We start from the raw sequence: 26,433 nt of genomic DNA, 5'->3' as shown, positions 1-26,433 counted from the left end.
ATAGTTACCATAACACTCCCTATTGCTTGACCAAATTTTTCATTCAAAAGCAATCGGTATGCACCTCTTACTGATAAGACTGCTATAAGCACTAGTCCGAGGGAACTGCTAAACTGAAATTGTAACACCACGGGATAGGTTTGATGTTAAAATCAAACAAAGGAGTGAAGTTACATGTCAGCAAAAAGATATGACCCACAATTGAAAGACAAAATAATCCGTCTTCATCTTGAAGATGGAAGAACTATAAAAAGCCTTACGAAAGAATACAAACTAGGCAGTGGCACATTAAGGTTTTGGTTGAAGAAACACCGTGAAGAATGCAAAGTTAGTCCTGAACTCCAGCAAAAAGATAAATCCTATAATGAAGTCAAAGAGCTACGTAAAAAGCTTGCCGAACTAGAAAAGGAGAACCGTTTCTTAAAAAAGACGGCAGCATTCTTCGCGAGGGAAATCGACGAGTAAAGTACAAATTCATTCAATGTCACCAAAAGGAGTTTGGAGTACATTGGTTACTGAGAAAGTTTCAACTCACCCCTAATGCCTATTACAATTATCTCAAGCATCGAAAACATAAGCATCACGAACACGTAGAACATCCAAAATCCGAAATCAAAGCTCGCTTTCATGAGCATAATGGCACTGTTGGCTACCGCATGATTGGCAACCTTTTAAGAATGGCTGGATACATCGATTGTGATGCTACAGTTTATTAATACCTGGACGAACTCGGTTTGAAAGCGACCATACGGAGAAAGAAGAAACCTTATGTTCGTGGTGAACAGCATAAGGTGTTTGAAAATCTTATCAATCGTGATTTTAGAGCTGATCTTCCAAATACAAAATAGTGTACTGATTTTACATACATGAAACTTGTTGATGGAGCGTTCCGTTACAACTGTAGTATCATTAATCTTTATGATCGAAAAGTCGTAGCTAGTCTAAATAGTTATCGCATTGATGCGCAATTAACAATTGATACACTTAACATTGCAGTTAAAAACAATTCCATTCCAGATGGCTTGATCCTTCATAGCGACCAAGGCTCGCAGTTTTGTTCAAAAGCCTTTAGCAAACACTGTGAATCCCTTAAAATCCAGCAGAGTATGAGTCGTGCCGGCCGTCCAGGTGACAATGCAGTTATGGAACGCTTTTACGGAACCTTCAAGCTAGAACTCATAAACGTATTCCATTTTTACACAGAAAAAGAACTTGATGTGGCAGTCGATGATTATATTTACGATTGGTATAACTACCGTAGACCTCATACATATAATAATGGACTACCGCCATTTTATGCTCGTTATGCTGCATAGGTTATTGACCTATCACTAAGTGTTACAATTTCCGTTGACAAGAACCGACCTGTGAACCCATCAGACTGTGGTCTGGACAGTATCATTAGGAGGTGATAAAGGAGAACACACTAGGTTCACAGGTGTCAGAGGACTGCATGAAATACCCTCTATATTATGAGGAATTGTATTAACTTGACTGCCCTCACCATGTATGCCGATGTGAGGAATGGTTTTGTTGCGAGGTTGTACCTATTTATTTTTAAGTTTTTTGATTCAAAAATGAGAATAACCTATTGAAACAAAGTATTTTCAATAGGCTGGGAGAGAAAGAGACTAAGAAGTTTTTTACAATTACGATAGTATCTGACGATTCTTTTGTAAAATACGGTTGGTTTTATGGGTGGGTATTATACTAGACGGTAAAGCTTTGGTTTTGTTAGTGGGCTTACTTACTATAGTGTTTTGTCTCTTACTTCTGGCATCATGATTTTGCCCCACCCATGTGAGAATCTGAAAAATGACATAATGATAATAGGTAATAATAGGTAAAGAAAATCCTCAATTACACGGTGGTAACTGAGGATTCATTCAAAATCTAAATATTCATTTTTGTGGGTACATAACACCTTTTTCAAGTCTTATTTGTACGCACATGAAAATTTGAAAATTTTTCATGCAGGTCTTACAGGGGTAACCTCTATCTGTATAGTTGTTGTTTCGCTAGACACTGGGTAGCCCTATCGAACATATGACTTAATTTGTAGGTGATTTTTCTTTGATTTCCGAAATAAATTCGTCCAACTTATTATATCGTTTATTGTTAAGCGAAACACTATTGCCTTCATATTTGATTACATACAAGATAGAGCCTGTTACTTTACTCATTGTATTTATTTCTGAGATTTTGATTATGTCACTTATATGAATCTTATCCTTTCTTATCAACTTGTGAAAGGTAATTTGTTCACCCTTAAGTGTTACCCCCACCGGAAACCTATCATAGTATTTAGTCATAATAACTCCCGATAGTATTACACTCAAAATAAATGGTAGAACAATTGACATTACTGATATTTCATCATTATTTATATTCATGAAAAATCCAAGAACTGTCGTCATCATTAATGTCATGAAAATATAAATCATTGTATCAATAAATGTACTATAAAAATTTCTTTTAATCTCCATTTCCCTATCAACACCTCCGATTCTATTTAATACTGAACTCCCAATTCTTAAAGTCAAACTCTATTGAATAATTTAGTCCAAATATACTTCCGTGATGCTCCCCTTCTAAATCCTTGTAATTGAACCTCGTTAACATTTCATTTTCTGACATTCCACCGTGAACCTCCGCAGGAGAAATACTCATATTCATATTTAATTCTAAAGAATGAGATGTTACTTCTCCAGTTCCTTCAGACATTGAGTATTCATAGTTGCCCCCTGGTGAGATACCTGGTAAATCACCACCTGTACCACTGACAACAGACCGACCATTCATCTGTCTTACATCATTAGCATTAAAGCTTACCTCTGCAGTAATTCCTCCTGAAAGCTCTACATCTGTTGTCGCTGTCAATGACGTAGATTGCATTATTGCGATATTTCCATTCCTATCAAAATACATTGTCTTACCGGAACTACCTCCACCCATAAGATGTGCAGAACCAGATAAACCTATACCGAGTACACCATTCTTTTTGTCTTCAACATCCTCAGTTTCTACATTTCCCTCATAAAAAGCGCCCTGATCACTTGTCTCACTAATACTTGGATCTAACATATCCTCTTTAATTGTAGCAACTTTATTCAGATTCGAGAACTCCTTATGAACCGTTAATCCTGATATATCACTATTGATCGTTGGACCTTCAACAAGTTCTTGCGCCTCCATAGTTGTATCAATCTGACTCTTATTATCCACTACAGGAATGGTATTCTCTATTAAAGTATTACTATTATCTACATTTTCATCACTAGAACTAGGAGATTTTTTATCTTCACGACCCGAACTAGATGAATATGTCTTGCTTTTTTGCTTTTCATATTTTCCTCTTAAAACACCTGCGTCACTATATTCATTTCTCCCTCCAGTCGCTACATCCTTCTTTACTTTTTTATTAACCACATATCCATTGCTTTGAACTCTTTCATTGTCTTTTATATTTGCTTCTCTTGTCTTTTTTGCTCTTTCATGCGACAACCGCATGATTTCTCTATAACCTGCTTTAAGATGTTTAGGTGCATTATCATAACTACTTTTCGCCCTCGACCAGTCCTGACCTGCCCGTGCAACTTTCATTTGGTCAGACTTTGATAGGTTTCTTCGTTCCCAGTCTGTTACAACATGACCTGATGGATCGATAAAACGAACTGGATTGTTATAGGCATAGGTATATAGATTCAAGCTAAGGGGCTGATGTTTTTTACCCCATACGCTGTCTTCGTTGACAAACCTTCCTGTGACCGGATTGTAGTACCTAGCTCTCAAGTAGTAAAATCCTGTATCACTATCATAGTACTCTCCAGCGTACCGTATGTGAGTCTCATAACTTGACTCATTTGATAGCGTGCTCTTACCAAATATATCGTAGTCATAACTATTGAGGACACGCCCCGCCTTGTCGTAAACTTTGACTGTATCTCCATGACCATTGTATACATACAAGTGGGTCTGATTATTGCTGTCTATGTGCCCCACATAGCTTGTTCCTACTATATACCTAAGGCTTGATGGTCTGTCTGTTTGTCCGCTGGCTTCTTCTCTTACAACATATGCACCATCGTACAGGTAAGTGATCGTTTCAGTTTCTCCTTCCTGTACAGACTCAACGTCTCTTGTCACTCTTAAATTATCGCCATTGTATGTCATTTTCGAAATGGTAATACCTGTTGGTTTTACGGTCTCAAACTCTACGGCTCTGTTGTATCCGTCATACACTTTTCTGACATGCTCATTTAGTACAAAGGCCGGATGTATGGTTTGTGACATAGATGTCATAGTGCTTATTTCAAATGCAGGTCCAGCAATATCCTGGATTATTGTACTACTCACTTCTTGGATGTCATTACCATTATCGTCATAGTAATGGTCCTTTATCTTTCTGAATAGTTCTGTATTCTGACCATCTAAGTGTTTACTCGTTACATTCAGGAGCTGGTTGGCATCTGTATAAGTGTAGTCTATATCAATTTTGGCATAGGTATAGGCTACACTATTAATAAACTCAGTGGCACTTGAAGCTAGTGTTTGAGTCTCTTTAAGTCTGTTGCCCGCTCCATCATATGTGTAGGTCACGAGGTCACCGCTAGGGTATGTTATATCACTCACCCTATTGAGAGCGTCATATACCAGAGTGGTTGTCTGTCCATTTTCTGTTTTTGAAAGCTGATTGCCCGCATGATCATAGACATAGGTCCCGTTAAAGATCGTATTATTATCAGCATCATTCGTTACTTGAGTAAGCAGTCTATTATTTTTATCATAACTATAAGTTGTTTCTAACCCACTCGAACTCTCCAGGTGCGTCAGTCGATTGCCGTTGGCATCATAGGTATAGCTTGAGACATTCACGCTTGTTCCCTTGATAGTTGTCGCACTTTCCAGTCTGTTTTCATTGTCATATACATAGTTTGTAACAATATTATCCGCATCAGTCATCGAGAGTTTATTGCCAATATCATCATAAGTGTACGTTAATGCAACCACATTATCTATAGTCTTTTTAAGCAGTTGACTCTTAGCGTCATAGTCATACTCCGTTACACCTGAACCATCAATCATTTTTATTCTGTTTCCAAGAACATCATACTCGTAGTAAATATTTTCACCGTCATTATTATATTTTTCTACAAGTCTTCCCAAATTGTCAAATACACTTTGAATTGTATTTGAATTCTTGGTACGAACTGCCACATTGTTTAGACTGATATCATACCTAAAGACCATCTGCTTGCCATCTGCATCTGTCTGTGTGTACAAAAGATTTTGATCATGATAATAGTACTCTGTTACATGACCATTACCATCTCTTGTCGTTCTCGTATTCCCTACAAAATCATAAGTATGGATGGTTTCGTTATTTAGGGCATCTATGGTTTTGATCAAAAAACCTGCATCATCATATTCAAACTGCATTGATGAGCCGTTGGCATCTGTAATTTGAATCACTTCACTATACTGGTTATAGATATTTGACACTGTTTCAGTGAGTCCGCTAACTTTAGACTCCGGATCAAGTTGTGAGACCACTCTCCCAGCCAAATCATAAGTGTATTCAATCCCATATCTAGATTCGTCATCACTGCCCGATGCATAGCCTTTGGCATCAATCTTCTTAATCAACTGGCCACTTGAGTTATAGACATTTCGACCTGTAACTTCAAGGGCATCGTTCTTTGTCTCCACAAGCCTACCCATAGAATCAAAATAGTTATATACACTCTGATTGTTGGCGTTGATCATTCTGGTCATATTTCCATTGAGATCATACTCAAATATTGTAATGCTAGCATTCTCATCTTTAAACTCAACTTTTCTATTTCTTGCGTCATAAACATACTCAGTTGTATGACCAGATGGATTTCTTACAGTCAAAATATTATCCATTTTATCGTAGGTTGTCTGTTCAAAAACAATTGTGTTTCCATCATACCAAGATTTTTTTATCAACCTATTTAAAAGATCATACTCATAAAATTCGGTATACTTATCACGATTTGCTGTATCAGATGCATCATATATATACGCTGTGGGATAGATTTTCTTTACAATATTCCCTATTAAATCATACTCATATCCTTTTATAACAAGAACCTTGTCAGGATCTTCATCATCAACAAGTCTTGGTGTCTCAAGATATTGCATAAAATCATATATTGGCCATTTTTCTACAAGTTTTTTTCAAGTACAAGTCGATTGTTGTCATCATATTCATACTTGCTTATGTTATACTGGCCGCTTGATCTTTCTACGGATTTTTTTATGACATTTCTATTATTATCGTAGTCATAAAGCACCATCCCCCCTGAAGGAGAAATCGTATAATCAAGGAGTCCATTCGAATAGTAAACATTCGTAATCACTCGTGTGCTTGACGGATTTTGAGTTCCGGTAATTGTTTTATTAATCACTTGCCCCATATTATTGTAGGTTTGTCTTGTGATGCTATACTCTGTACCACCTTGTTCATTGATGTAGAGTGGCCTTTTGCTTTCAACAAGTCTATCAAGCACATCATAAGCATACTCAATAAGAGCACCATTTTTGAGTTCCTTAGTTAATATATTGCCGTTATCATCATAGGTTTGTTTAACGGTACTGCCATCTTCAAATATAGTTTCTACAAGCCTACTGATCCCATCATATTCATAGCGCGTCTCATGGCCTAGGGCATCAGTTTGTTTTATAAGATTGCCCTTATGGTCATATTCGAAAAGAATGGTTGCTCCGTCTTCAAAAGTTTTCTTTTTAAGTTGACCAAATTCATCATAATCAGATAATGTGACTCGTCCCAACTTATCTGTTTCAGTGAGCTGATTGCCCATTAAGTCATATGTGAATGTGGTTTTATTATTATAAGGATCTGTAATTTCGATAACATCGCCTTGATTATTGTATGTGTACGAAAATCCCGGATCAGTTTCTACACCAGTATTTTGACTACCACTAACGGTCTTACGCAGGCTGTCGTCCTGGTTGTAATAATTCTTCTCATAGAGTCTTCCATCTGCAAGATATTTTTCTACCACATTGCCCATTACATCATATGTAACAGATTCACCAGGAAGTGACAGTAAACCTGGTGTCCCTTCTTTTAATGGATCATATGCATTTGGTAATATCGTCTTTAACAGTTGACCTTTTGCGTCATAAATAAACCTAGTTGTTACTGGACTTCCACTGACATTGTCTTCTGTTTCTTTTATGAGTCTTCCGCGCGCATCATATTCTTTTATAACTTCATGTCCATTTGGGTGAACAGTCTTTGTGAGCAAACCTCTTGCATCATATTCAAACGCTGTTGTCTGATTAAGAGCATTTGTTTGGGAAATAAGTTGATTTAGATCATCATACTTTTTCACAAGCAAATTTCCATTACCGTTTAAAGTGGATTTCAAGTTACCGCTGTAATCATAATTATAAGTAATTTCAGTATATTGGCCCGCATCGTACTCTGCTTCCGATTTTACAAGCTCACTTAATTTATTATAATAGTCTTTTCGTTTAAAACCTTCTTGGTCTGTCACTTCAATAATAAGTGGCCTATCTGGGTCACTGCTGAACTTATAAGCCATGATCTCTTCAAAAACTAAAGTTTGATCGTTCAAATAAAAACCTTTTGAAACCAGCCTATTGTCGCTGTCATAATCAAACCGTGTGCTGTTTCCGTTAAAATCAATTTCCTTGATTTTATAGCCGTTTGAATTGTATTCGACTTCTTGCAAAGTTTCCAGATTAGTAACACCATCTACCATCACATCTTCCTGATATTTAATCATGTCTCCAAATATGTTATAAGTGTATATTGTTCTAACACCACTTCTATCAATGTAGGTCATGGTAGTGTTATCTGTTGTTCCATCAGAGTAAGTATAACTTTCAAAGCTACCGTTTGGATATGTCTTTGTTTTAAGCCTGAACAAAGCATCATAAACATAAGTGGTTTCATATCCGAGCTCATCTTTAAACCCGGTTCTGATCCCACCATAAAAATCATAGGCATGCTGAACAGACTGTTCCAAACCATCAACAGTCCAGTATTCCTTTGTTAAATATGCACCATGTTGGTCAACTCCATTAAAGTCTACACCATACTCGTAACTCGTAGTAAAGTTTGAATCTGTAGTTTCTTGAACAAGGTTGCCAAAGTTGTCATAATTATAAGTTGTTATTATGTTATTTGTGGTTCCATTTTCTTCATGGATTCGCTTTTCTTCTGTTACATTCCCATTTGTATCGATCTGATATTCGGTTCGTGAAAAGGACGTTGTATCATTCTTCCATGTTTTAGACTTTAGTTGATGAAATTTATCGCGCGCATACTCATATACAACTGTATACTCGTTATAAATATGCTCATTTGCTCTTGCAAGTGCCATTTTAGGACCAGCCACAGGTATGTCAGTCGCATCATTCCAATATGCGATTTTCAAATCTTTAGCAGATGTATTGCCTAGTTTAGACTGTTGTATTGTAATCTCAATCCTATTATCAGATTGGTAAGGTGTAATTGTATCAATTTGATTCCAAGAATAATCTTTTTGAGTCGACCCTACAAATTCGTACAGTCTATTCCCATCTATGAGAAAATCCCCGCCTGAATCATCCCACTTATGAGTGTTATATCCTGTCAAAGGATCATTATCTGCATCTATTAGAATATGAGAATCCACCCCAATGCCGGCACCTTCGATGAGAATATTCACTAAAGTATCATCTTGTGCCACTTTAATGAACTCGCTTGTAAGACTTCCGGTGCCAATCTTCTCAACGCCATCCCAGTCATCGGTCTCCCCATCTAACCGAATGTAAACACCTGAGAATTTTGAACCCACAGGATTGCCCTCACTGTCCCCATCAGCTCTAGGGCTTGTGTACTCAAGCAAGTTGCCGTACTCATCATAATCAAAGTTTTCATATCTCGAAAATGACTTTCCAGTATCCACTCCATCAATTCGCTCATTTACTGTTGTCACTTTCATTTGAGGAAAAGAAAACTCGTCAAATGTGGTCACTGAAACAATTTTATGATCTGGTCCAAGTTTCTCTACGTTTTTTTGTTCGTGCAAACCATTGTAGGTAAACTTAACTTGGTATCCGAGTAGATCCGTCTTAGTTGTATAGTATCTGAATGTGTTTTTTAAATATTCATCTGTTGGCAAATAGCCACTGGTTCCATATCCATCAGGTTCATTGGTATAAGAATAGTCAATTTTCTTCTCAGTTTTATATTCCACTTGGCTTGTTTGATCATTGTAACTTCGAGACTTATGCTCAACACTTTCGATTTTTCTATACTGAAGAGACCCCTGGGCTCCTAATTTTTTGGTATACAAGCCATAAGAGAAATCAATCCTTTTATTTTTTTCAGGGTAGTCAATCCCAGTTAGTATTTCTGAACGCAATGATTTTGTATATGTGCTCCCATCTTTATAGGTAAATCCAGCTGCTAAACCATCATTATTTCCGTAACCATACTGGTCATATATGAAGCTATATTTATGTGAGCCATCCATATCAAAAACATCAGACAGTTGTGTTCTGATCACTTTATTTGATGTTTCACTGTACATCATAACCTTTTTCTCGTAAACCAGCTTGGGATTGTCACTTAAATCTGATGGTGTACTATCTGGCAAATATACAACCACATTGAATATATTACCTATATCGTCATCAAAAGTTCCATCGCTATTTACTACTACGGTATGATTAAAGTCCTCATTATATTCAAAGCGAAACTCACGGCCTACAGTATCAATAATTTTAGTCATTAATCTTCGGTTTATCGTCTGACCATCCAAAGTATAATCAAAATCATCATATTCAAAAGTAATCTGATTCCCATAACGATCAAGAACTGCAAGAACTCGTCCATCATTCGAAAAATAAGTTTTCTTTCCATCTTTGTCAAGTTTCATAAACTTCGATTCATCATCTGAATGACCTTGATTAAATGATGTATCTTCCCATATTGAAAAATCTTTAGCAGAGTGACTTTCAATATCATAAGTGTACTTATTGTCTACTAGGTGTCTGTTAATCAACCTAAAAATCGCACCTGACTCTGTATGTAAGTACTTTTCATCGCCAAGAATTTCTAGGGTCGGGAACGAGAACCTTGTAGCTGCGCCAAGATTATATCTGTTTTCCACAAATGAAACTGCATTTATACCCGTTTCTACCACATCAACCAGTGTTCCACTTTGATTCTCCACTTTCATATTATCAATATCAGACAATTTGCTTTTATATATCCGTGTCAATTCCACATCAAGTCCATTTCGTCCTGTCAATGCAAAATCTGTCTGGACCACAGTTAATGAACCATTCTTAGAATCTACATCTATATCAGATGTATTATTTCTTAAGTAATTTTTTGATAGAAAGGTATCATACTTAGTGCTAGGTCCAACTAAATTGTTATAAAAGTCTTCAATTGTGTCAGTGTATGCAAAATCAACAGCAAGAATCAGTAATATACTGATAACAATGAGAAGTTTCTTACGATTCATAATCAGCTCTCCTTCCACAGAGTTACAAGAATCATTTTTTAAAATGAGTGAGAGAAGCCCCTGCCATCTCCCACTCAAACTGTTTGTATTACTCAACTATAAACTGAATCTCGCTAATTCCATCATCAAGTCCAATAAATTCGACCACATTTAATATACCCGACCAGGTTTCAGTACCATTCAGTAGGGTGTTTATTTCAAATGTAATTTCACCTGCTTGTACATTTGTAATATTTATAGGCGTTTGCCCTATTACACCTATACTTGTTTCTTCTTCCAAGGTATATGTTGAAAGGTCGACTAAACCTAATTTAGATGGATCGTACACTAATTTGAATTTTTTAGTGGCAAAGGTCCTAATATTTGAAGCAGAAAGGGTTACTGTTCGCTTCTTATCTTCAGTGACGCTTATAGTGTCACTCTCAACTTTTCTGACCTTATGAACACCAAAATCAATAGCGTTTGTCGCATCACCATTTTGGTCACGTACAGATAAATAAATATGATACTCGTCACCAAGGGACAGGCTGCTTGTTGTAAATCGATCAGTTCTGATCCAGTCGCTAACCAGCTCTATTGTATTGCTGCTTGTATCAACCAAAGTGACCTGATATTCTGTCAAATCGCTGTTAGTCATTGTATCCCAAATAAGTACAACCTCAGAACCGTCAACATTAAAAGTGATAATTTCTGGTGTGTCTATAGGTGTTAAAACTTGTAATGGATCGCTCCATTCACTGTCCAGACCACCATTAACCGCCCTGACTTTTGCAAGATGATATGCATTTGAAACCAATGTTTTTCTTGGCACATTCAGCATATAGCTATATTTTTCAGGCATATGGGTGTTGTCATCCCAATAAGCAACTTTCATATCATTTATGTCTGTATAGTCTATTTGAGAGTATGGAACTTCAATTTCAATGCCATTTGATGATTCAACAGCATTTAAACTACCAATGTAATTCCATGTATAGTCTTGACCTGTTCCAGCATAAGAGTATAGCCTGTCATTTTCTATTAAATACTCAGCGCCTGAATCTGACCAATAGCTTGTACTGTATCCTGTCGAAATATCACCATCTGAATCAAGGATAACTCTCGGTGAATCTTCACCAGAAATGCTTTTTAAGAAAATGAAAACACTTTCTTGTCCCAAATAAACACTCATCTTCTTTTGACTCTGATCTTCAAATTCACTTACCACATTTACCCATTCATCGTCCTGTCCATCAATGGTTATTTCCCGATCGCTCGAGTATTTAAATGTAGTCGATGGAGAACTGTATACCGAACCATCAATATCAACTTCATACGCAAGAGCATCAGGGTCACTTGTCCATGATAGTTCAACATAATTTTTTTCTAGTAAAGAAGTATAAAGGTCCGTAACTTGTCCAAGCGGCGTCGTGATCTCTTGAAGTTCTGTCCATTCACCCGGTTCAACAAGACTGTTTGAGCGTATTCGTACTGTGTACATATGATTGTTCTCAACACCATTAAGAATGTAGCTTGTTTCTGTCGTATTATATACCGTTCCATCAATCTCAACATCATAACTTACAGCTTCTGGATCTTGTGTCCATTCAATACTTAAATTTCCTTCTAAATAATCCATCACCATATTTTCAACAGGTGCTAGAATTGTTTTTACGTTTAATATTTCACTCCACTGTCCATAACCCGTAGCATTATAGCCTCTAATTCTGTATGACTGTTCTGTGTTTGCTTCTAAACTTGCATCTACAACATTGGCAGGTAGGGTGTCTTCATCAGGCAATGTCAAAGAGTTTGTCCACATAGCAATCTCCAATTCATCGGATACCTGAATCATATTCGAAAGGTCAACTTTCAACTCTGCTGTATTAGTGCTTCTGTCTTGATCAACAAGTTCTATAAATGTCCAGTCATATTTATCAGAATCCCCTGAATGCTCATATAATCTTCCGTTTTCAATCAGAATATCAAAGCCACTTGAAGCCCATCTATGGTAGACAAATCCAGTGTTTGAGTCAGAATCAGTATTAAGTAAAATCCTGTACTTATCATTCACTGATAATCCCTCTTCAACCAACAAGACATATAGATTTTCCCCTGATCGTAAAGCCTTCATATAGTTCTTGTCATCAGATTTTGCTAGATCTTTTATGTCATACCAGTCTTGAACATTTCCATCAATTTCAATAACTTTATTGGTTCTATGAGTAAAGTTCGTTTGTCCTGGCGAGACTTCAAAGACGTTACCGTTTATCTCTAGCTCGTAAAAATCAGTATTCGTAATTTCAGACCACGATAAGTCTATTTTATTACTACTTGGTTGACCTGTTAAATCTCCAATTCGATCTGGCATTGTTGATATTCCAAGAGCCGCTTTCCAGTCACTGTATGTGTTGTCATTCTTAGCTCTGTAGTATATGTCAAATATTTGACCAGGTAATATTTCATCAATGGTCACTAAACTATTGGACGCGTTCATTGCATTGCCATTAATTTGAACATCATACTCACTTGCTCCACTAACACTCTCCCAATCAACAGTTAAAACTTCAAGCGTCTTAGCAACACTATACCCTGATGGTGCTTCAAGAAGTGTATATATTGTGTATGGTTGAGACCATTCAAAAGATTGATCTTCAGTATATGGCCTAAACCTATAAGAATGCATTTCATTCGAGTTGAGTCCACTATGAGTAAAGTGGTCTCCATCCACAATAGTGGGCACACCATCTATTTCAATTTCTACCGCGCTACCACTCGTCGTGTCGTAAATCCAGGTAATTTCTGATCTATCCACATGTGGCTCTATCTTGACAAACTCAAGGTCACCACTCGCTTGCCACTCATTAATCTCAACTTCCGTTACTTCAGGTGTTACATTTGCTTCTGTGCTTGATAATGAAACCACATACTGTATATACTCTCCGCTTACATCTATTGGCTCTCCTGAATGGATCTGCCTCCATTCATCCCAAGTATCAGTTTTAGATTGCCTTACCCAAACATCTACAAAGGTTCCACTAGGAAGCGTCTCCGTCCAGTCAATCATCACTTTATTCGTATTTGCTTTTAGTTCAACAGCTTGTGATAGGTAATATCCATGATTTATGTTCTGAATACCATTTGTCAAATTATATTCAAGGGCCTTGACATCGCTTGATCTGCCATTCGTTACAGCCGGCATGTAGTTGTTTGTCCAGTTGGTTCTTTCTTGCAATCTCATATAGACAAATAATTTATCTTGATTAAGGTTCACGATATTCTTACTAATAGACATTTCGATGGAGGCTTTATCAGCACTTCTTGAGAAGTAAACTAGAGGGGACCTATCTCCAAGTTCAATCCATCCAGCTTCATCGGTTGGATCATCGTGTTCCTTGTCCCAAATATAAAGTGATCCATTTTCTATTTTATAATTTGCCCCTACATTCGATGTATAATATTTTCCTGTGTATCCGTAATTTTTATCACCAAGTGTATTGAGATAGATCGCATAATTGTAATCACTAATTTTGCCGATATCCGTAAATGCTACTTCACCACTCACGTCAAATTTCATGTATATATCGTTAACATCGTCTTTAATAGAGAAGTTTGTGACTTCAATATTTCTCGGCAAATACTGCTTCCGGTAAACCCTTGCTTCCTCAAGACGTATTCCTTTTACACTTTGCTGATCATCGGAAGCCATTCCAGTAATATTAACTTTGTACTGAAAAGCTTTGAAATCCTCTCCTATTACAGTCGCATCATAACTAAGCGGTTGCCATCCAGACCATACACCGCTTGTGCTTTTAATTTTTATTTGGTAAGTCACTGAACCATCATTTAAAATTTGATCATAGAATCTCGTTAACACACCAATTCTTGACGAGTTCTCATCATGGGCTTGAATAACAGGACTGGTCCAGCTGCCGCTTCCATCTGTAATAAGTTCAATACCATAGTTCCCATCAATAAAGACTTCTTTTAAATTGCTTACAATACCACCTTCAAATGTATTGTCGTCAATTTTAAACCTTCTAGGATAGATATGACTGGCTCGCTGATCATTTGAGTAGATGACGTCACTAGAAGTCCATTCTGACATATCGCCATCAATTATTACAGAATCCACAGCCTGAGAATCTTGTATATCACTTATGATATTGTAGGATTGCGTCTCAGGATCAACAGTGACTGTACCTCCAGTAAATCGACCAGTGTTTTGTCCTATACGTTTCAGAAACATACCTATGTTTAATCTAGAATTGCTCGTATCGGTTAATATTCTGTGACTGTGTACATAGTCACTTGTATAAAATCCCCAAATCTGCGAAGCCAGTCGAGTGTATCTCATTTTTTCGATATCGCCTGATTCACCAAAAGTATGTGTAAATATACGAGTTCCATATTCCTCCATTACATTCTGCAAATAATCTCTTTTAGATAAGTTATATTCGTAATGGTGGGGTCTATGTTCACCCGGAGTATAATCAGAAACAACATCGTAATACTCAAAATTCCTGTCAAACCACATATCAAGTTTATCTATGGTGTAGCTTGTTTCATCAATTGATACTTTCAACTTTACATACTTTGCATGATCTCTTATTTTGTAGGCACTTTCCTCATTTATAGCAACTTCGCCTACATCGTGCCAAGTGTTCTGATCAAACGGTAAACTATCCCCCAACCAAGCTTGCACTTTAACATTGGATGAAGATAAGTTTTCTCCTGAAACAATTAAATCCATCCATTCAAAAAATGGTGCTTTATCAACAGGGTCAAGATAGTTTTCCGTATCAACTAGAATTTCAAGTGTCGCTGGACCTGAACCATTTATTGTATCTGAAGTTGTTACATCCCCCGTAATAGTCCAGTCATTTATAGATTTAAAATAGTCAATTCCCGCCACTCCATTAGCGGTTCTTCCAGTATCATCAAGTGACCATATAAAATGTTTCTCTCCAAATGTACCTAAGAAGCTTTCCCACAGATAATAGTCTCCAAGTTTAGCAAACCCTGTACTACCATTAACTATAGACTCTAATCCAATAGAGCTCATGTAATCTGTAATTTCATCTAGTCGCCCTGCAAAAGCTTGAATTTTCTCAGGATCATCTCTTAAACCACTGCCCCAATAGCCCACAGAAACTTCATCAAAGAAAATTCCATCTGCAATACCAAGATTTTTAAAATTCTGTATTTCAGATTTAATCATTTCTACAAAAGCATCGGTGTCTTCAAACCGACTTCCATATGCAATATACTGAAACACTTTTGCACCACTGCTACGAATGTTTTTATTAAAGTCCACATCAGTATCTGCAACAACCACTATCTCATACTCAGAGAAGTCATAAATACCTGCATTCTCAAACGTGCTGTAAAATATTATAGATTTCTGCTGTTCTTCAAATGAATTATCCAAGGTAAGCTTGTTTCCTGAAAGCCTGACCCCATTGAGTTGATATTCACTTGGCAACTGATAATCCATAATGCCTGCTTTAGTCCTGAACTTTTGGACCTTCGACCACTCACCTTGTCCAATAGAATTATTTGATCTAATACGAATTTCATATTCTTGGTTACTCTGCAAGCCCGTGAGTTTATAGCTCGTGTCTGATGTGCTATACACATCATTCCCGTTTACTTCTAAACTGTAATCATTGACATAGCCCACTTCATTCCATGTAAGAGTCATGGTCTCTGATGTATTTTCAACCACGTGTAAATTTTCGGGTGGATCAGCAGGTTCTGTAATAATAAATACACTTATAGATGGCCCACCTAATGGAATGTCTCCTGCTTCAGCTCTAACGAATGGAGTTACTCTATAAGCTGTATTCGATTTAAAACTAGAAATATCAACTTCTTTACTTTCATACATGTTCCAAGATTTCATATTAGTAAGCAAATTATTTGAGTCAAAATAACTTAAATCACTAACATTTAAATGACCAGACTTTTCAAGATTAAGACTACTTTCTGCATTTCCATTGCCTAGCTCACCATTGGAATTATTACCAAAACCGTATACCTCATCAGTGGATATGGCGACCACATTAGACTTGTATCCTGAATCCATTTGCGAGACAAGTCGCGGCAGGCCAAGTGATGTGAAACCACTTGCTCCACTTGCATTGAATAGCTGGTCTGAACCATTATCTCCAGCACCTAAAGATCCACCATCTTCTAATATCGCTATTGAGTGATACCGCCCCACAGAAATTTGTTCTACTTTTTTATCAAATTCATGATAAACTGGTGACATTTTGAATGACGTCTCACCATCTCCGAGTTGTCCGCTTGAATTATATCCCCACATCGCAAGGCGTCCATCTGTAAGTACTGCACCTGAATGCTTATAATCCGTACCAATATCTTTAGCAGTCCCATCTAAATTAATTTTTGTTGGAACCAGTCTATCGTTATCATCGCCTAATCCAAGTTGGCCTGCAGCATTTTCGCCTACGCTATACACATCGCCATTAGATGTCAAGACAAGAACATGTTTGTAACCTGCTTCAACTTGAAGTGCAGATTCTAGTAAGCTCATCTGAGTGGGTTCATACTGACTGGCTGTCGTGTTAATCCCCAATTGGCCATCAGAATTCCTTCCCCCTCCATATACGTTCCCAAACTTATCAACGGCATAAGAATTATAATATCCCGCTGAGACATCTACAATGTTTTCAAGATCAAGAATTATAGGTTCTGCTGAGTCAGTCGTTGTGCTGTCACCAAGTTGACCATAACCGTTATCTCCCCACACTGCAACTTGACCGTTTGCCATTAACACAATGGCATGCTTGTATCCTGCACTAATTTTTAGTGCAGGCTGCGGAAGAGCGACTTTGGTTGGTGAGTAAACTGAATTGGTATGTCCGAGCCCTAGTTGGCCATTAGAGTTTCTTCCCCATCCATAAAGTACCCCATTATCTATTCCAAAAGTAAAATAGTAACCAGACGAAATTTGTTTTAAGTCCTTCTCTATGTGTGTATCTGTTTCCACTTGAATCATATATTCGGCTTCTGGTGGATTGTTATCCGTTATATCTATGTAAATTGCTCCATTTGATGTGACTTTAGAAGAATCAAAATCTATTTCTGGAGCAACCAAATCATCAATCGTTATTGCACCCTGGCTGGTCACAATTGCTCCTGAACTTGTACTATCGAACATTGTACTGCTAACTGCATAACTGTAATTAGAAGGTGCTATATCAATAAACTGTATCAGGTTACCAAATAATAAGACCACGATAAGAAATCTTGCAATCACCCTTTGCCTCATTTACATTACCTCCTAATTTAGTATACTTTTTTCTTATATTTTTCTTATTACCACTTACTTACTCTATACCATTATAAACCATTTTCTAACTATTAGAAATTCATTCTTTTACATATTTTAAATTGATTTATAAAATATATACATCTATTACACATGATAACTTATAAATATAACCCAATTTCAAATGATTTATAAACCACGGATAACCGCTGACACCATTAAATTGCCGACAAACTACTAAAGTTGTTCTCCACCTATATACACGGATTTTTTTGTTGTAATGTTACATAATTTTTATTTTTTAAAGACCACTAGATTTGAATATATCTTAAAACAAGCACCATGAATCTATATCCATACTAGAATGAAAAACCCGGTTGGGTATCCGCATTACTAGCAGACACCCAACCGGGCCTTATAATCGAATTTAAAACCATATACTAAGTGTAAAATAATCCATGTAAATCCGTTCTCTATACAACTTCCTCATAACAAGCCCGAATAGACAAGGCTGTGAATATAACTGCATAGACCAGCATGACTAAAAATGAGAACATTTCTATACGCCCTCCAAGAACGATGGCTCTTAGGAGTCTCGTTGAATGGGTTAATGGTAGGAGTTCTATCACTTGACGAATGACCCAGGGCAGTTTTTTCAGGGAGAAAAAGGTGCCGCACAAAAAGGCCATGGGGGTAATAACAAAGCTTGTAAACCGGTTCATATCGTAGTGGGTGTCTATCATCATGGCGGCAAAAAAACCTAGAGCCGCAAACATAATCCCGTTTATAAAACAGACAAGAATAAAGGGAAAATCAATGGCATAAAGGACACCAAAGGGTATACCCACCAGTAATATAAGCAGGGATGCATAAAGACCTCGAAGGGCCCCTGCCAGTATGTGACCAATGGCCAGCCAGTGAATCTGGATGGGTGCTGCCAAATAGGACTCAAAGCTTTTCTCATGCAGGCGTGTCACACTCACCCGCATGGATATGGCACTAAAGGCTGTCCGCATGGATGTTAGGGCAACGACGCCCGGTAAAATATAGGACATATACTGGTTGCCACCCATTTCAAGGTTTTCACCCACGCCCCATCCAAAGGCCACTAAGTAAAGTATGGGCGTTACAATTTGTGCAGAAGTGATTTTGAAAAATCTATGTTTGAAAAAGACCCACTCCCGCCACAAGATGGTTAAGACTTCTCTCATAGTGTCGCCCCCTCTGAAACGGAAATAAAAACATCTTCAAGACTGGTTTTTCGCATTGTGTACATTTCTGATAAAGAGGCTGCATAGGTCTTGGCTTCATCCATCGACTTAAAGAAGCAAGTCTGCGCTTCTGTCTCAACTGCCGTTCGTCCAAGTCTGTCAATTAGACCTTCTGGTGTATCTTTTCGAAGTATTTTTCCAGAGTTCATAAGACCAATTTCATCACACAGATTATGAGCTTCTTCCATATAATGAGTGGTTAAGAGTATGGTTGTTCCTTTTTCGTTGATTTCTTTTAAAAGACGCCAAATATCTCGTCTTGCAACAGCATCCACACCAACGGTTGGTTCGTCAAGGAAGAGAACAACCGGGTCGTGCATAAGGGCTTTTGCAATCATTAATTTTCGCTTCATGCCCCCAGAGAGTTTTTTACATATTTTGTTCCTGTGCTTTTCAAGGCTAAAAAAGGCAATCATTTCATCTGCTTTTTTTCGTGCTTCTTTCCCCGTCAGGCCGTACATTCGTCCAGAAAACTCCATATTCTCTGCGACAGACAACTCCTTATCAAGATTTATATGCTGGGAAACAATGCCTATTCTTTTTTTTATGGCGTTGGCATCTCGGTGAATCAAGTGGTCATCTATATGAACCTGACCACTATCTGGTCCAATCAGGCCCACCATAAGGCGTATAAGGGTTGTCTTACCAGCCCCATTCGGACCAAGCAGGCCGAAAAATCGCCCAGCCTCTATGCTGAGCGATAAATCGTTCACCGCAATGATATCGCCATACTCTTTTCGTAAAGTGTCTATGCGAATCATTTTATATTCTCCAGTGTCTCTATCACTTCTAGTCCTGTTACTGGTCGATCAGGGTTAAACTTGCCTTCTTCAAGTCCAAGCACACCATGGTCAACCAAGGTCTGTACAATTTTCTGGTTGTCACAGTTTTCTATATCAGAAATTTCTATATGGACATCTTGCGGCACAAGGTCATAGAATAGGAAAAGTGCTTTTGCAAACTCATCTCTAGTAACATGACCCTCAACATCAAACAACTCAATTTCTTCTTCTGTCTCTTCATCAATGGCCTTAAATCCATCCATGAATCCGGCCTTAACAGCTGTTTCCACAAAGTCAAATCTATCATAAGATGAAGGAACATCCTCAAACATACCGTATGTATGGCCTGCGTATGTGTCATCATAGTATGAAGCGGTCGGCGCAAAGAATGGACGGTGGTCATAACGAACATAAATCTCAGCTGCATCCACCCGATTTAGAGGTTCTTCTTTTCTCAAATGGTCTAAATCATCCATAACTTCAGGGTAGAAGAATCGAGCCAGATCATAGGCCCCTTTCACCTGCCTAAAGGTCGGAGATGAAATTATTTTCTGGTTGATCTCAAGAACCTTTCCATTTCGTACGGCTTTCACTGTGTCAAATCCCGGACGTATGGAAATAGTATGTAGGTTTCCACCAGCCCCCATAACACCACGCTGGGTCACGTAAGCATCAATCTGATCGGCTTTTTCTAGAACACGTTCTGGTCCATAGGCCGCGATGGAACTGCCCTTAGTAATAGCCTGAGCATCTGATGCGATATTAATGCCACCAGCTGTTTCAATGGCTCTTGCCGCCATAGAATCTGGCGTCACAGTTTTAATTTCCACATCTGATGACTCGAAAAACACATTGATCTTAGGCTCAATGTCTTTGGTGATCGTCCTAAGAGCTGACATTTGTTCATGAAAGGCCTTTAGTTTTCTTTCAGCCATTTTTTCCCGACCTGTTACAAGCCCCAGGTTCATAATATAGGCGTCAAAGGCATCTTGACTTTGGGGATAAAAAGACACAACAGATATACCTGATTGTCTTAGGGCATCCACAAAGTCTGGTTGCTTTCTTTCAATGAAGGGTCTGATTAAGACAAGGTCTGGACGTGCCGCGATAACCTTTTCAGGGTCAGACTTATAATCAAAAACCGGCTTATCCCGAAATTCAATCGGATAAGATTCTGATGTACCAACACCTATAATTTCTTTATCAAGTTCTAGGGCAAATAGGTTTTCTGTATGGGCCGAGTAAAGGGAGATAATCCGGCTAGCCGGCGCTTCCATCTTCACCCTTCGCCCCGAATCATCCGTGAAATCGATCACATATTCTCTGGTGTCCAGAAAATCAACATGATCAAGTCCACGCTCAATCCAATATCTTCCTAAAAATATAACCAAAAGAACAAGGACGCTGGACCAAGCCAGCGTCTTGAATTTTACATTTCTCAAATCAACACCCCTATTCAGCGTGTTCTTCACCATGCATAGCCGCTTCAGCATGGGCAACAAATAGATCCTGAATCTCTTTAAGTTCCCCTAGACCATGCATATACGTTTCAACAGCATATCCTTGTTGCTTGAGCATAACCTTCCAGCTGTCATCTTCGTCACCAGCCATGTCATTAGAAGCATGGTCACCAGCAACAAGCATGAAAGGCATAAGTCTTACCTTGTTAATGCCTTTTTCTTCAAGTCTTGGTGTCACATCTTCAAATAGAGGATAGCCTTCCACTGTTCCAACAAAGACATTGTCCATACCTGCATTTTTAAATCTTAAATCCATTGCAGAATATGCCGCATCAGCAAAGTGGTGTGTGCCGTGACCCATCAGTAAAACAGCTTCATCTTCTGCTAGATCGCCTATTTGTGCTTTAAGTGCTTCTATAACGATCTCGTAGTCTTCATGACTTGTAAGAAGGGCATCCCCAACAACAAGTTTGTCAAAAGCCTCTTCGTATTCTTCTACCACAGCCACCATTTCATCGTACTCTGCACCATTCATAATAAGCGTTGGCTGAACAATAACTTCTGAATACTTTTCCTTCTTTAATCTTTCAAGTGCTTCTTGCATGTTGTCCACTTCAATGCCATCGCGTTCTTCTAGCTTGTCGATTATAATTTGTGCTGTAAAGGCACGAGCGATGTCATAATCAGGATACGCCTTAACAAAAGCCTCTTCAGTGGCTTCGATTGTAAGCTCGCGTGTGTCTGAGTAGCTTGTTCCAAAACTCACCACAAGGATTGCTCTTTTGGATTTGTCCGTGTCAGGAGCCGCCTCGGCACATCCTGCCAGTGCCAATGTTACTAGTAGTATAAGTGCCATTAATTTTTTCATGTGTAAATCCTCCTAATTATAGCCCATGATTTTATAATATATATATCGATAAAGGCATCGCCTCTAAGAGAAATTCAGCACCCTTTTTCACATGTTTTACTTTGACCCTCGGTTTAGCTATATGTAAACCAAAATTATAGTTAGACTTCTATTAAAAACCCTCTGCCATCAACCTTGGTGACACGAATCCCAAAAACATGATATAAGTTTTCAGGCGTCATGACTTCATCTGTCGGACCATGTTTTACGATATGACCGTCCTTCATTAAAACAACCCGGTCACTGTTTAAATAGGCCATATTGAGATCATGCATGACCGCTATGACAGATTTTCCATGGTCTTTTACCTGGTTTCTCATGATTTTCAGCATGTCTACACGATGAGCCACATCCATTGCACTGAATGCCTCATCCAGAATGATAACAGGTGTATCTTGCGCCAGGACTCGTGTAAGAAGAACCCTTTGGGCTTCCCCACCACTAACTTCCGTGATGAGTTTATCCACAAAATCCTGCGTTTGTGTTTTTAACATCAATTTATAAATGTCATCAACTTCCCTCTTGTCAATACCAAGCCCAAGATCCTTATGGGGGTATAAGCCCATTTGCACAACCTCAAGACAGGTGTAGGGAAAATTGACTCTTGCATTTTGCGTCATAACGGCAAGTTTTCTAGCCAGCATACGTACGGGAATTTTATGAATGGACTCATTTTCAAAGAGAACCTCACCAAAATTCGGTTTCATTTCACCCGTTAAAAGCTTCACAACAGTTGACTTGCCTGACCCGTTTGGTCCCAGTATAGAGACCATTTCGCCCTTCTTAACAGAAAGATTTAGGTCATCTATGAATGGACTCTTATTATAAGAAAAGCTTATGTTTTCAAGTTTTATCATCAGCCACGTCCTTTCCCTGACTTCATAAAGAGCCAGATAAAGAAGGGGCCGCCCAGTAGGGTGGTTAAAACACCTACAGGCACTTCTACATTAAAGAGTATCCTTGATATGTTGTCAGCCATAAGAAGGAGCAGGGCCCCAGCCACAGTAGAAAGTGGTATCAAAATGGCATTTCTTGATGTTAAGCCAAATCGAATCATATGTGGCACTATAAGGCCAACAAAACCAATGATTCCGCCCACTGCCACACAGACCGCTGTCATACAAGATCCGATTAGAAGATAGAGACGCATGGTTTTCTGTGGATCAACCCCCAGATGTCTAGCTTCTCTTTCCCCCAGGCTCATAATGTCAAGACGACTGGCAAACTCAATGCTAAGCCCACAGCCAATCACAATAAAAGGCAGAAGGAGCATGATATGATCCCAGCTTCTTGAAGCCAGCGATCCAAGCAACCAGTGTACTATGGCCGCCACATTTTCTCCAGCAGCACTCTTTAAAAAACTCATGCCAGCAGACAGGATAGAGCCTACAATGATTCCGGCTATAATCAAGTTATTAGAGCTGATCATGCCATTTCTTCTAGCTATGGTCATAACCAGGCTTAAACTTAAAAAAGCACCAGCAAGGGCAAAAGGGGTCACCGGCAAATACTTTCCGAGTATTATGTTCATGAATATGGCTATGGATGCGCCAAAAGCCGCCCCTGTCGAAACGCCGATGGTATAAGGATCCGCTAAAGGATTTCTCAGTATAGACTGAAAAATTGCGCCTGAGACAGCCAGACCTGCACCAATAAGAACTGCACTAAGAATTCTTGGCACACGAACATCCCATACAATGGCCTGATAATGTGCAGGAATATCCGATGCCAGATCAGACATTCCTGTTACTTTAGAAACCATAACACGTGTAACGACTGCAGGCGTTAAATCCGCCCGACCTATGCCCACAGAAAAGACAATGGCCATGAGCAGGCATAACATTAGACCCAGTCCAATGACAATATGCTTTTTATGCCGTCTCTCAACCGAGGCTGAAAGGCCGCTTGTCCATTCGCTCATTATTTCACCAACTCACCAAAGACTTCGTCAACAGCATTTAGGTAGGCATCCATATCTTCCGTGGTATGGGCCGCACATAAGAACATGCCTTCAAACTGTGCAGGCGGAAGTAAAATTCCTCTTTTTAGCATGCCAGTAAAGTACTTTGCATACATTTCAGTATCTGATTCTTTAACAGCGTCATAATCCTTCAATTCTCCTTCAGCAAAGAATAGACAGATCATACCCTTAAAGCGTACTGTTTGTGCCTTTATGCCATGTTTGTCTATGAGTTGACCAAGTTTTTCTTCAAGATAAATGGCGTGTTTCTCCATATTCTCATAAATTTCTGGACGGGATTTTAGAATCTTAAGTTGCTGAATGCCCATATACATAGCCAGTGGATTGCCAGAAAGTGTTCCTGCCTGATACACACCACCAACAGGTGAAACCACGTCCATGATTTCTTTTTTACCGCCATATGCCCCTACAGGCAGACCGCCGCCAATAATTTTACCGTAGCAAGTCATATCGGCTTCCACACCAAGAGCTTCTTGGGCGCCACCGTATGCCACTCTAAATCCTGTAATGACTTCATCTATAATAAGAACCGTTCCATTTTCTGTACAAAGGTCACGAAGGCCTTTGATAAATTCTGGTTTTGGAACAACAACGCCCATGTTTCCAGCGATTGGCTCAAGAATAACAGCTGCCAAGTCTTCACCGTGGGCCTTGAAAATATCTTTTACAGAGTCAAGATCATTGTAACGGGCAACAAGTGTATCAGCAATTGTACCTGCTGGCACCCCTGGGCTTGTTGGCACACCATATACAATGGTGCCTGAGCCGGATTTAACAAGAAGGTTGTCTGCATGACCGTGATAGCAGCCTTCAAACTTCAAAATTTTGTCTCGACCTGTATAGCCACGCGCCACACGTAGGGCACTCATAGTTGCTTCCGTGCCAGAGTTTACCATTCTTACACGGTCCATAGATGGACAAGCATCAACTATAAGTTCAGCCATCTCCACCTCAAGAGGTGATGGCACACCATAGCTTGTTCCTCTTGCAATAACTTCGTTGATGTCACCCATGACTTCATCATTGGCGTGGCCTAGAATCATTGGTCCCCACGATCCAATAAAGTCAATATACTCATTGCCATCAACATCATAAATACGGCTGCCCTTGGCTTTTTCAATAAATATTGGATCTAGACCAACTGATTTAAAAGCACGCACAGGGCTGTTGACACCACCTGGAATAAGATTGATTGCCTTTTCATAAAGTGCTTTAGATTTTGTAGTATTCATATTGCCTCCAGTGCAACTTACAAGTAGTTTTCAGCAAGGAAACGAGCAAAATAAGTGATGATTATATCTGCACCAGCACGTTTCATTGATATCATTTTTTCATATATAACAGCTTCATCGAGAATACCGTTATCAATGGCATTTCTTATCATGGCATATTCACCACTCACATTGTAAACAGCCACAGGCAGATGGAAATTATCCTTCATTTCGCGCACCACATCAAGGTAGGACAAGGCTGGCTTGACCATTAAAAAGTCTGCACCTTCCTCCACATCAAGAGCCGCTTCTCTTAGGGCTTCTTCCCTGTTATGGAAGTCCATCTGATAAGTTTTTCTATCACCAAAACCCGGCGCAGAATCTGCTGCTGCCCTAAAAGGACCATAGAATGATGAAGCATATTTAACAGCATAGGACATGATCGATACGTTTATAAAACCGTCTTTGTCAAGGCCTGAACGAATGGCTGCCACTCGGCCGTCCATCATGTCGCTTGGCGCCACAATGTCAGCACCAGCCTTGGCATGACTGACCGCTATCTTCGTCAAGTATTCCAGGGTAATGTCGTTGTCCACCTCATCATCAAAATTGATGATGCCACAGTGACCGTGGTCTGTGTATTGGCACATGCACACATCTGTAATAACACACATATCAGGTGCTGCCGCTTTAATGGCGCGAATGGCCCTTTGCACAACGCCCTGATCATCATAAGCCGATGACCCTCTTGCATCTTTATTATCAGGCACACCAAAAAGCAGTACAGCATTAATGCCCAGAGCCTGAACTTCTCTGACTTCCTGTTCTAGCATGTCTACAGAAAAATGATAGACATCCTTTAAAGAAGATATTTCTCTTTTAATTTCATAGCCTTCAACCACAAATATTGGATGGATCAGATCATCAACAGTGAGCTTGGTTTCTCTTACCATGTTTCTAATAGCCGCGGTTTTTCTTAGTCTTCTAGGTCTTTTAATTAGTTCCAT

The 26,433-nt window shown here is 38.8% G+C and carries 13 protein-coding genes and 1 pseudogene; 2 read left to right on the top strand and 12 right to left on the bottom strand.

Annotated elements, in window-relative coordinates; genetic code table 11:
- The first annotated feature begins 174 nt into the window (after positions 1-174).
- Positions 175-465, top strand: coding sequence for a transposase (locus ACQ4KW_RS07055; protein WP_430885830.1), 291 nt, complete (start codon positions 175-177; stop codon positions 463-465).
- A 395-nt stretch (positions 466-860) separates the two neighbouring features.
- Positions 861-1,316 (top strand): annotated as a pseudogene (locus ACQ4KW_RS07050) (transposase); the annotation flags it as partial.
- Between the two features lie 735 nt (positions 1,317-2,051).
- Here ACQ4KW_RS07050 and ACQ4KW_RS07045 read toward each other — a convergent pair.
- The 12 genes from ACQ4KW_RS07045 to hemB form a co-directional block, all read right to left on the bottom strand.
- Positions 2,052-2,543 (bottom strand): hypothetical protein, encoded by a 492-nt coding sequence (locus tag ACQ4KW_RS07045; RefSeq protein WP_430885829.1) that lies wholly within the window; start codon positions 2,541-2,543, stop codon positions 2,052-2,054.
- A complete protein-coding gene (locus ACQ4KW_RS07040) occupies positions 2,509-6,168 on the bottom strand; it encodes an RHS repeat-associated core domain-containing protein (protein ID WP_430885828.1) in 3,660 nt (1,219 codons plus the stop codon). Before ACQ4KW_RS07040 ends, ACQ4KW_RS07045 begins: the two co-directional genes overlap by 35 nt.
- Before the next feature lie 23 nt (positions 6,169-6,191).
- Complete coding sequence (locus ACQ4KW_RS07035) at positions 6,192-10,538, bottom strand: hypothetical protein (RefSeq protein WP_430885827.1); 4,347 nt, start codon at positions 10,536-10,538, stop codon at positions 6,192-6,194.
- 88 nt (positions 10,539-10,626) lie between these two features.
- A complete protein-coding gene (locus ACQ4KW_RS07030) occupies positions 10,627-17,814 on the bottom strand; it encodes a fibronectin type III domain-containing protein (RefSeq protein ID WP_430885826.1) in 7,188 nt (2,395 codons plus the stop codon).
- A gap of 473 nt (positions 17,815-18,287) precedes the next feature.
- Positions 18,288-19,025, bottom strand: a complete 738-nt coding sequence (locus ACQ4KW_RS07025) for an ABC transporter permease (protein ID WP_430885825.1) — start codon at positions 19,023-19,025, stop codon at positions 18,288-18,290.
- Positions 19,022-19,846 (bottom strand): ABC transporter ATP-binding protein, encoded by an 825-nt coding sequence (locus ACQ4KW_RS07020; RefSeq protein WP_430885824.1) that lies wholly within the window; start codon positions 19,844-19,846, stop codon positions 19,022-19,024. The genes ACQ4KW_RS07025 and ACQ4KW_RS07020 overlap by 4 nt, the downstream gene beginning before the upstream one ends.
- Positions 19,843-21,309, bottom strand: coding sequence for an ABC transporter substrate-binding protein (locus ACQ4KW_RS07015; RefSeq protein WP_430885823.1), 1,467 nt, complete (start codon positions 21,307-21,309; stop codon positions 19,843-19,845). Before ACQ4KW_RS07015 ends, ACQ4KW_RS07020 begins: the two co-directional genes overlap by 4 nt.
- A gap of 10 nt (positions 21,310-21,319) precedes the next feature.
- Complete coding sequence (locus ACQ4KW_RS07010) at positions 21,320-22,195, bottom strand: sirohydrochlorin cobaltochelatase (protein ID WP_430885822.1); 876 nt, start codon at positions 22,193-22,195, stop codon at positions 21,320-21,322.
- Between the two features lie 140 nt (positions 22,196-22,335).
- Positions 22,336-23,091, bottom strand: a complete 756-nt coding sequence (locus tag ACQ4KW_RS07005; RefSeq protein WP_430885821.1) for an ABC transporter ATP-binding protein — start codon at positions 23,089-23,091, stop codon at positions 22,336-22,338.
- Positions 23,091-24,155 carry a FecCD family ABC transporter permease gene (locus ACQ4KW_RS07000; RefSeq protein ID WP_430885820.1) on the bottom strand — a complete coding sequence of 355 codons (1,065 nt, stop codon included), beginning with the start codon at positions 24,153-24,155 and terminating at the stop codon, positions 23,091-23,093. The genes ACQ4KW_RS07005 and ACQ4KW_RS07000 overlap by 1 nt, the downstream gene beginning before the upstream one ends.
- Positions 24,155-25,447, bottom strand: a complete 1,293-nt coding sequence (gene hemL, locus ACQ4KW_RS06995) for a glutamate-1-semialdehyde 2,1-aminomutase (RefSeq protein ID WP_430885819.1) — start codon at positions 25,445-25,447, stop codon at positions 24,155-24,157. The genes ACQ4KW_RS07000 and hemL overlap by 1 nt, the downstream gene beginning before the upstream one ends.
- Positions 25,448-25,464: 17 nt before the next feature.
- Positions 25,465-26,433, bottom strand: coding sequence for a porphobilinogen synthase (gene hemB, locus ACQ4KW_RS06990; RefSeq protein ID WP_430885818.1), 969 nt, complete (start codon positions 26,431-26,433; stop codon positions 25,465-25,467).

The organism is Tianxiuia mixotrophica, from assembly GCF_050596425.1.
GTDB lineage: Bacteria > Bacillota > Clostridia > Peptostreptococcales > Acidaminobacteraceae.
The sequence above is the reverse complement of the archived record's forward strand: the minus strand, read 5'-3'. Positions and strand labels throughout refer to the sequence as shown.

What these genes read in the sequence shown, in the direction of transcription:
- ACQ4KW_RS07010 (WP_430885822.1), bottom strand. Translation starts at nt 22,195, where the DNA reads ATGAAAAAATTAATGGCACTTATACTACTAGTAACATTGGCACTGGCA.
- ACQ4KW_RS07020 (WP_430885824.1), bottom strand. Translation starts at nt 19,846, where the DNA reads ATGATTCGCATAGACACTTTACGAAAAGAGTATGGCGATATCATTGCG.
- ACQ4KW_RS07040 (WP_430885828.1), bottom strand. Translation starts at nt 6,168, where the DNA reads ATGCAATATCTTGAGACACCAAGACTTGTTGATGATGAAGATCCTGAC.
- ACQ4KW_RS07025 (WP_430885825.1), bottom strand. Translation starts at nt 19,025, where the DNA reads ATGAGAGAAGTCTTAACCATCTTGTGGCGGGAGTGGGTCTTTTTCAAA.
- ACQ4KW_RS07035 (WP_430885827.1), bottom strand. Translation starts at nt 10,538, where the DNA reads ATGAATCGTAAGAAACTTCTCATTGTTATCAGTATATTACTGATTCTT.
- hemB (WP_430885818.1), bottom strand. Translation starts at nt 26,433, where the DNA reads ATGGAACTAATTAAAAGACCTAGAAGACTAAGAAAAACCGCGGCTATT.
- ACQ4KW_RS07055 (WP_430885830.1), top strand. Translation starts at nt 175, where the DNA reads ATGTCAGCAAAAAGATATGACCCACAATTGAAAGACAAAATAATCCGT.
- ACQ4KW_RS07030 (WP_430885826.1), bottom strand. Translation starts at nt 17,814, where the DNA reads ATGAGGCAAAGGGTGATTGCAAGATTTCTTATCGTGGTCTTATTATTT.
- ACQ4KW_RS07000 (WP_430885820.1), bottom strand. Translation starts at nt 24,155, where the DNA reads ATGAGCGAATGGACAAGCGGCCTTTCAGCCTCGGTTGAGAGACGGCAT.
- hemL (WP_430885819.1), bottom strand. Translation starts at nt 25,447, where the DNA reads ATGAATACTACAAAATCTAAAGCACTTTATGAAAAGGCAATCAATCTT.
- ACQ4KW_RS07005 (WP_430885821.1), bottom strand. Translation starts at nt 23,091, where the DNA reads ATGATAAAACTTGAAAACATAAGCTTTTCTTATAATAAGAGTCCATTC.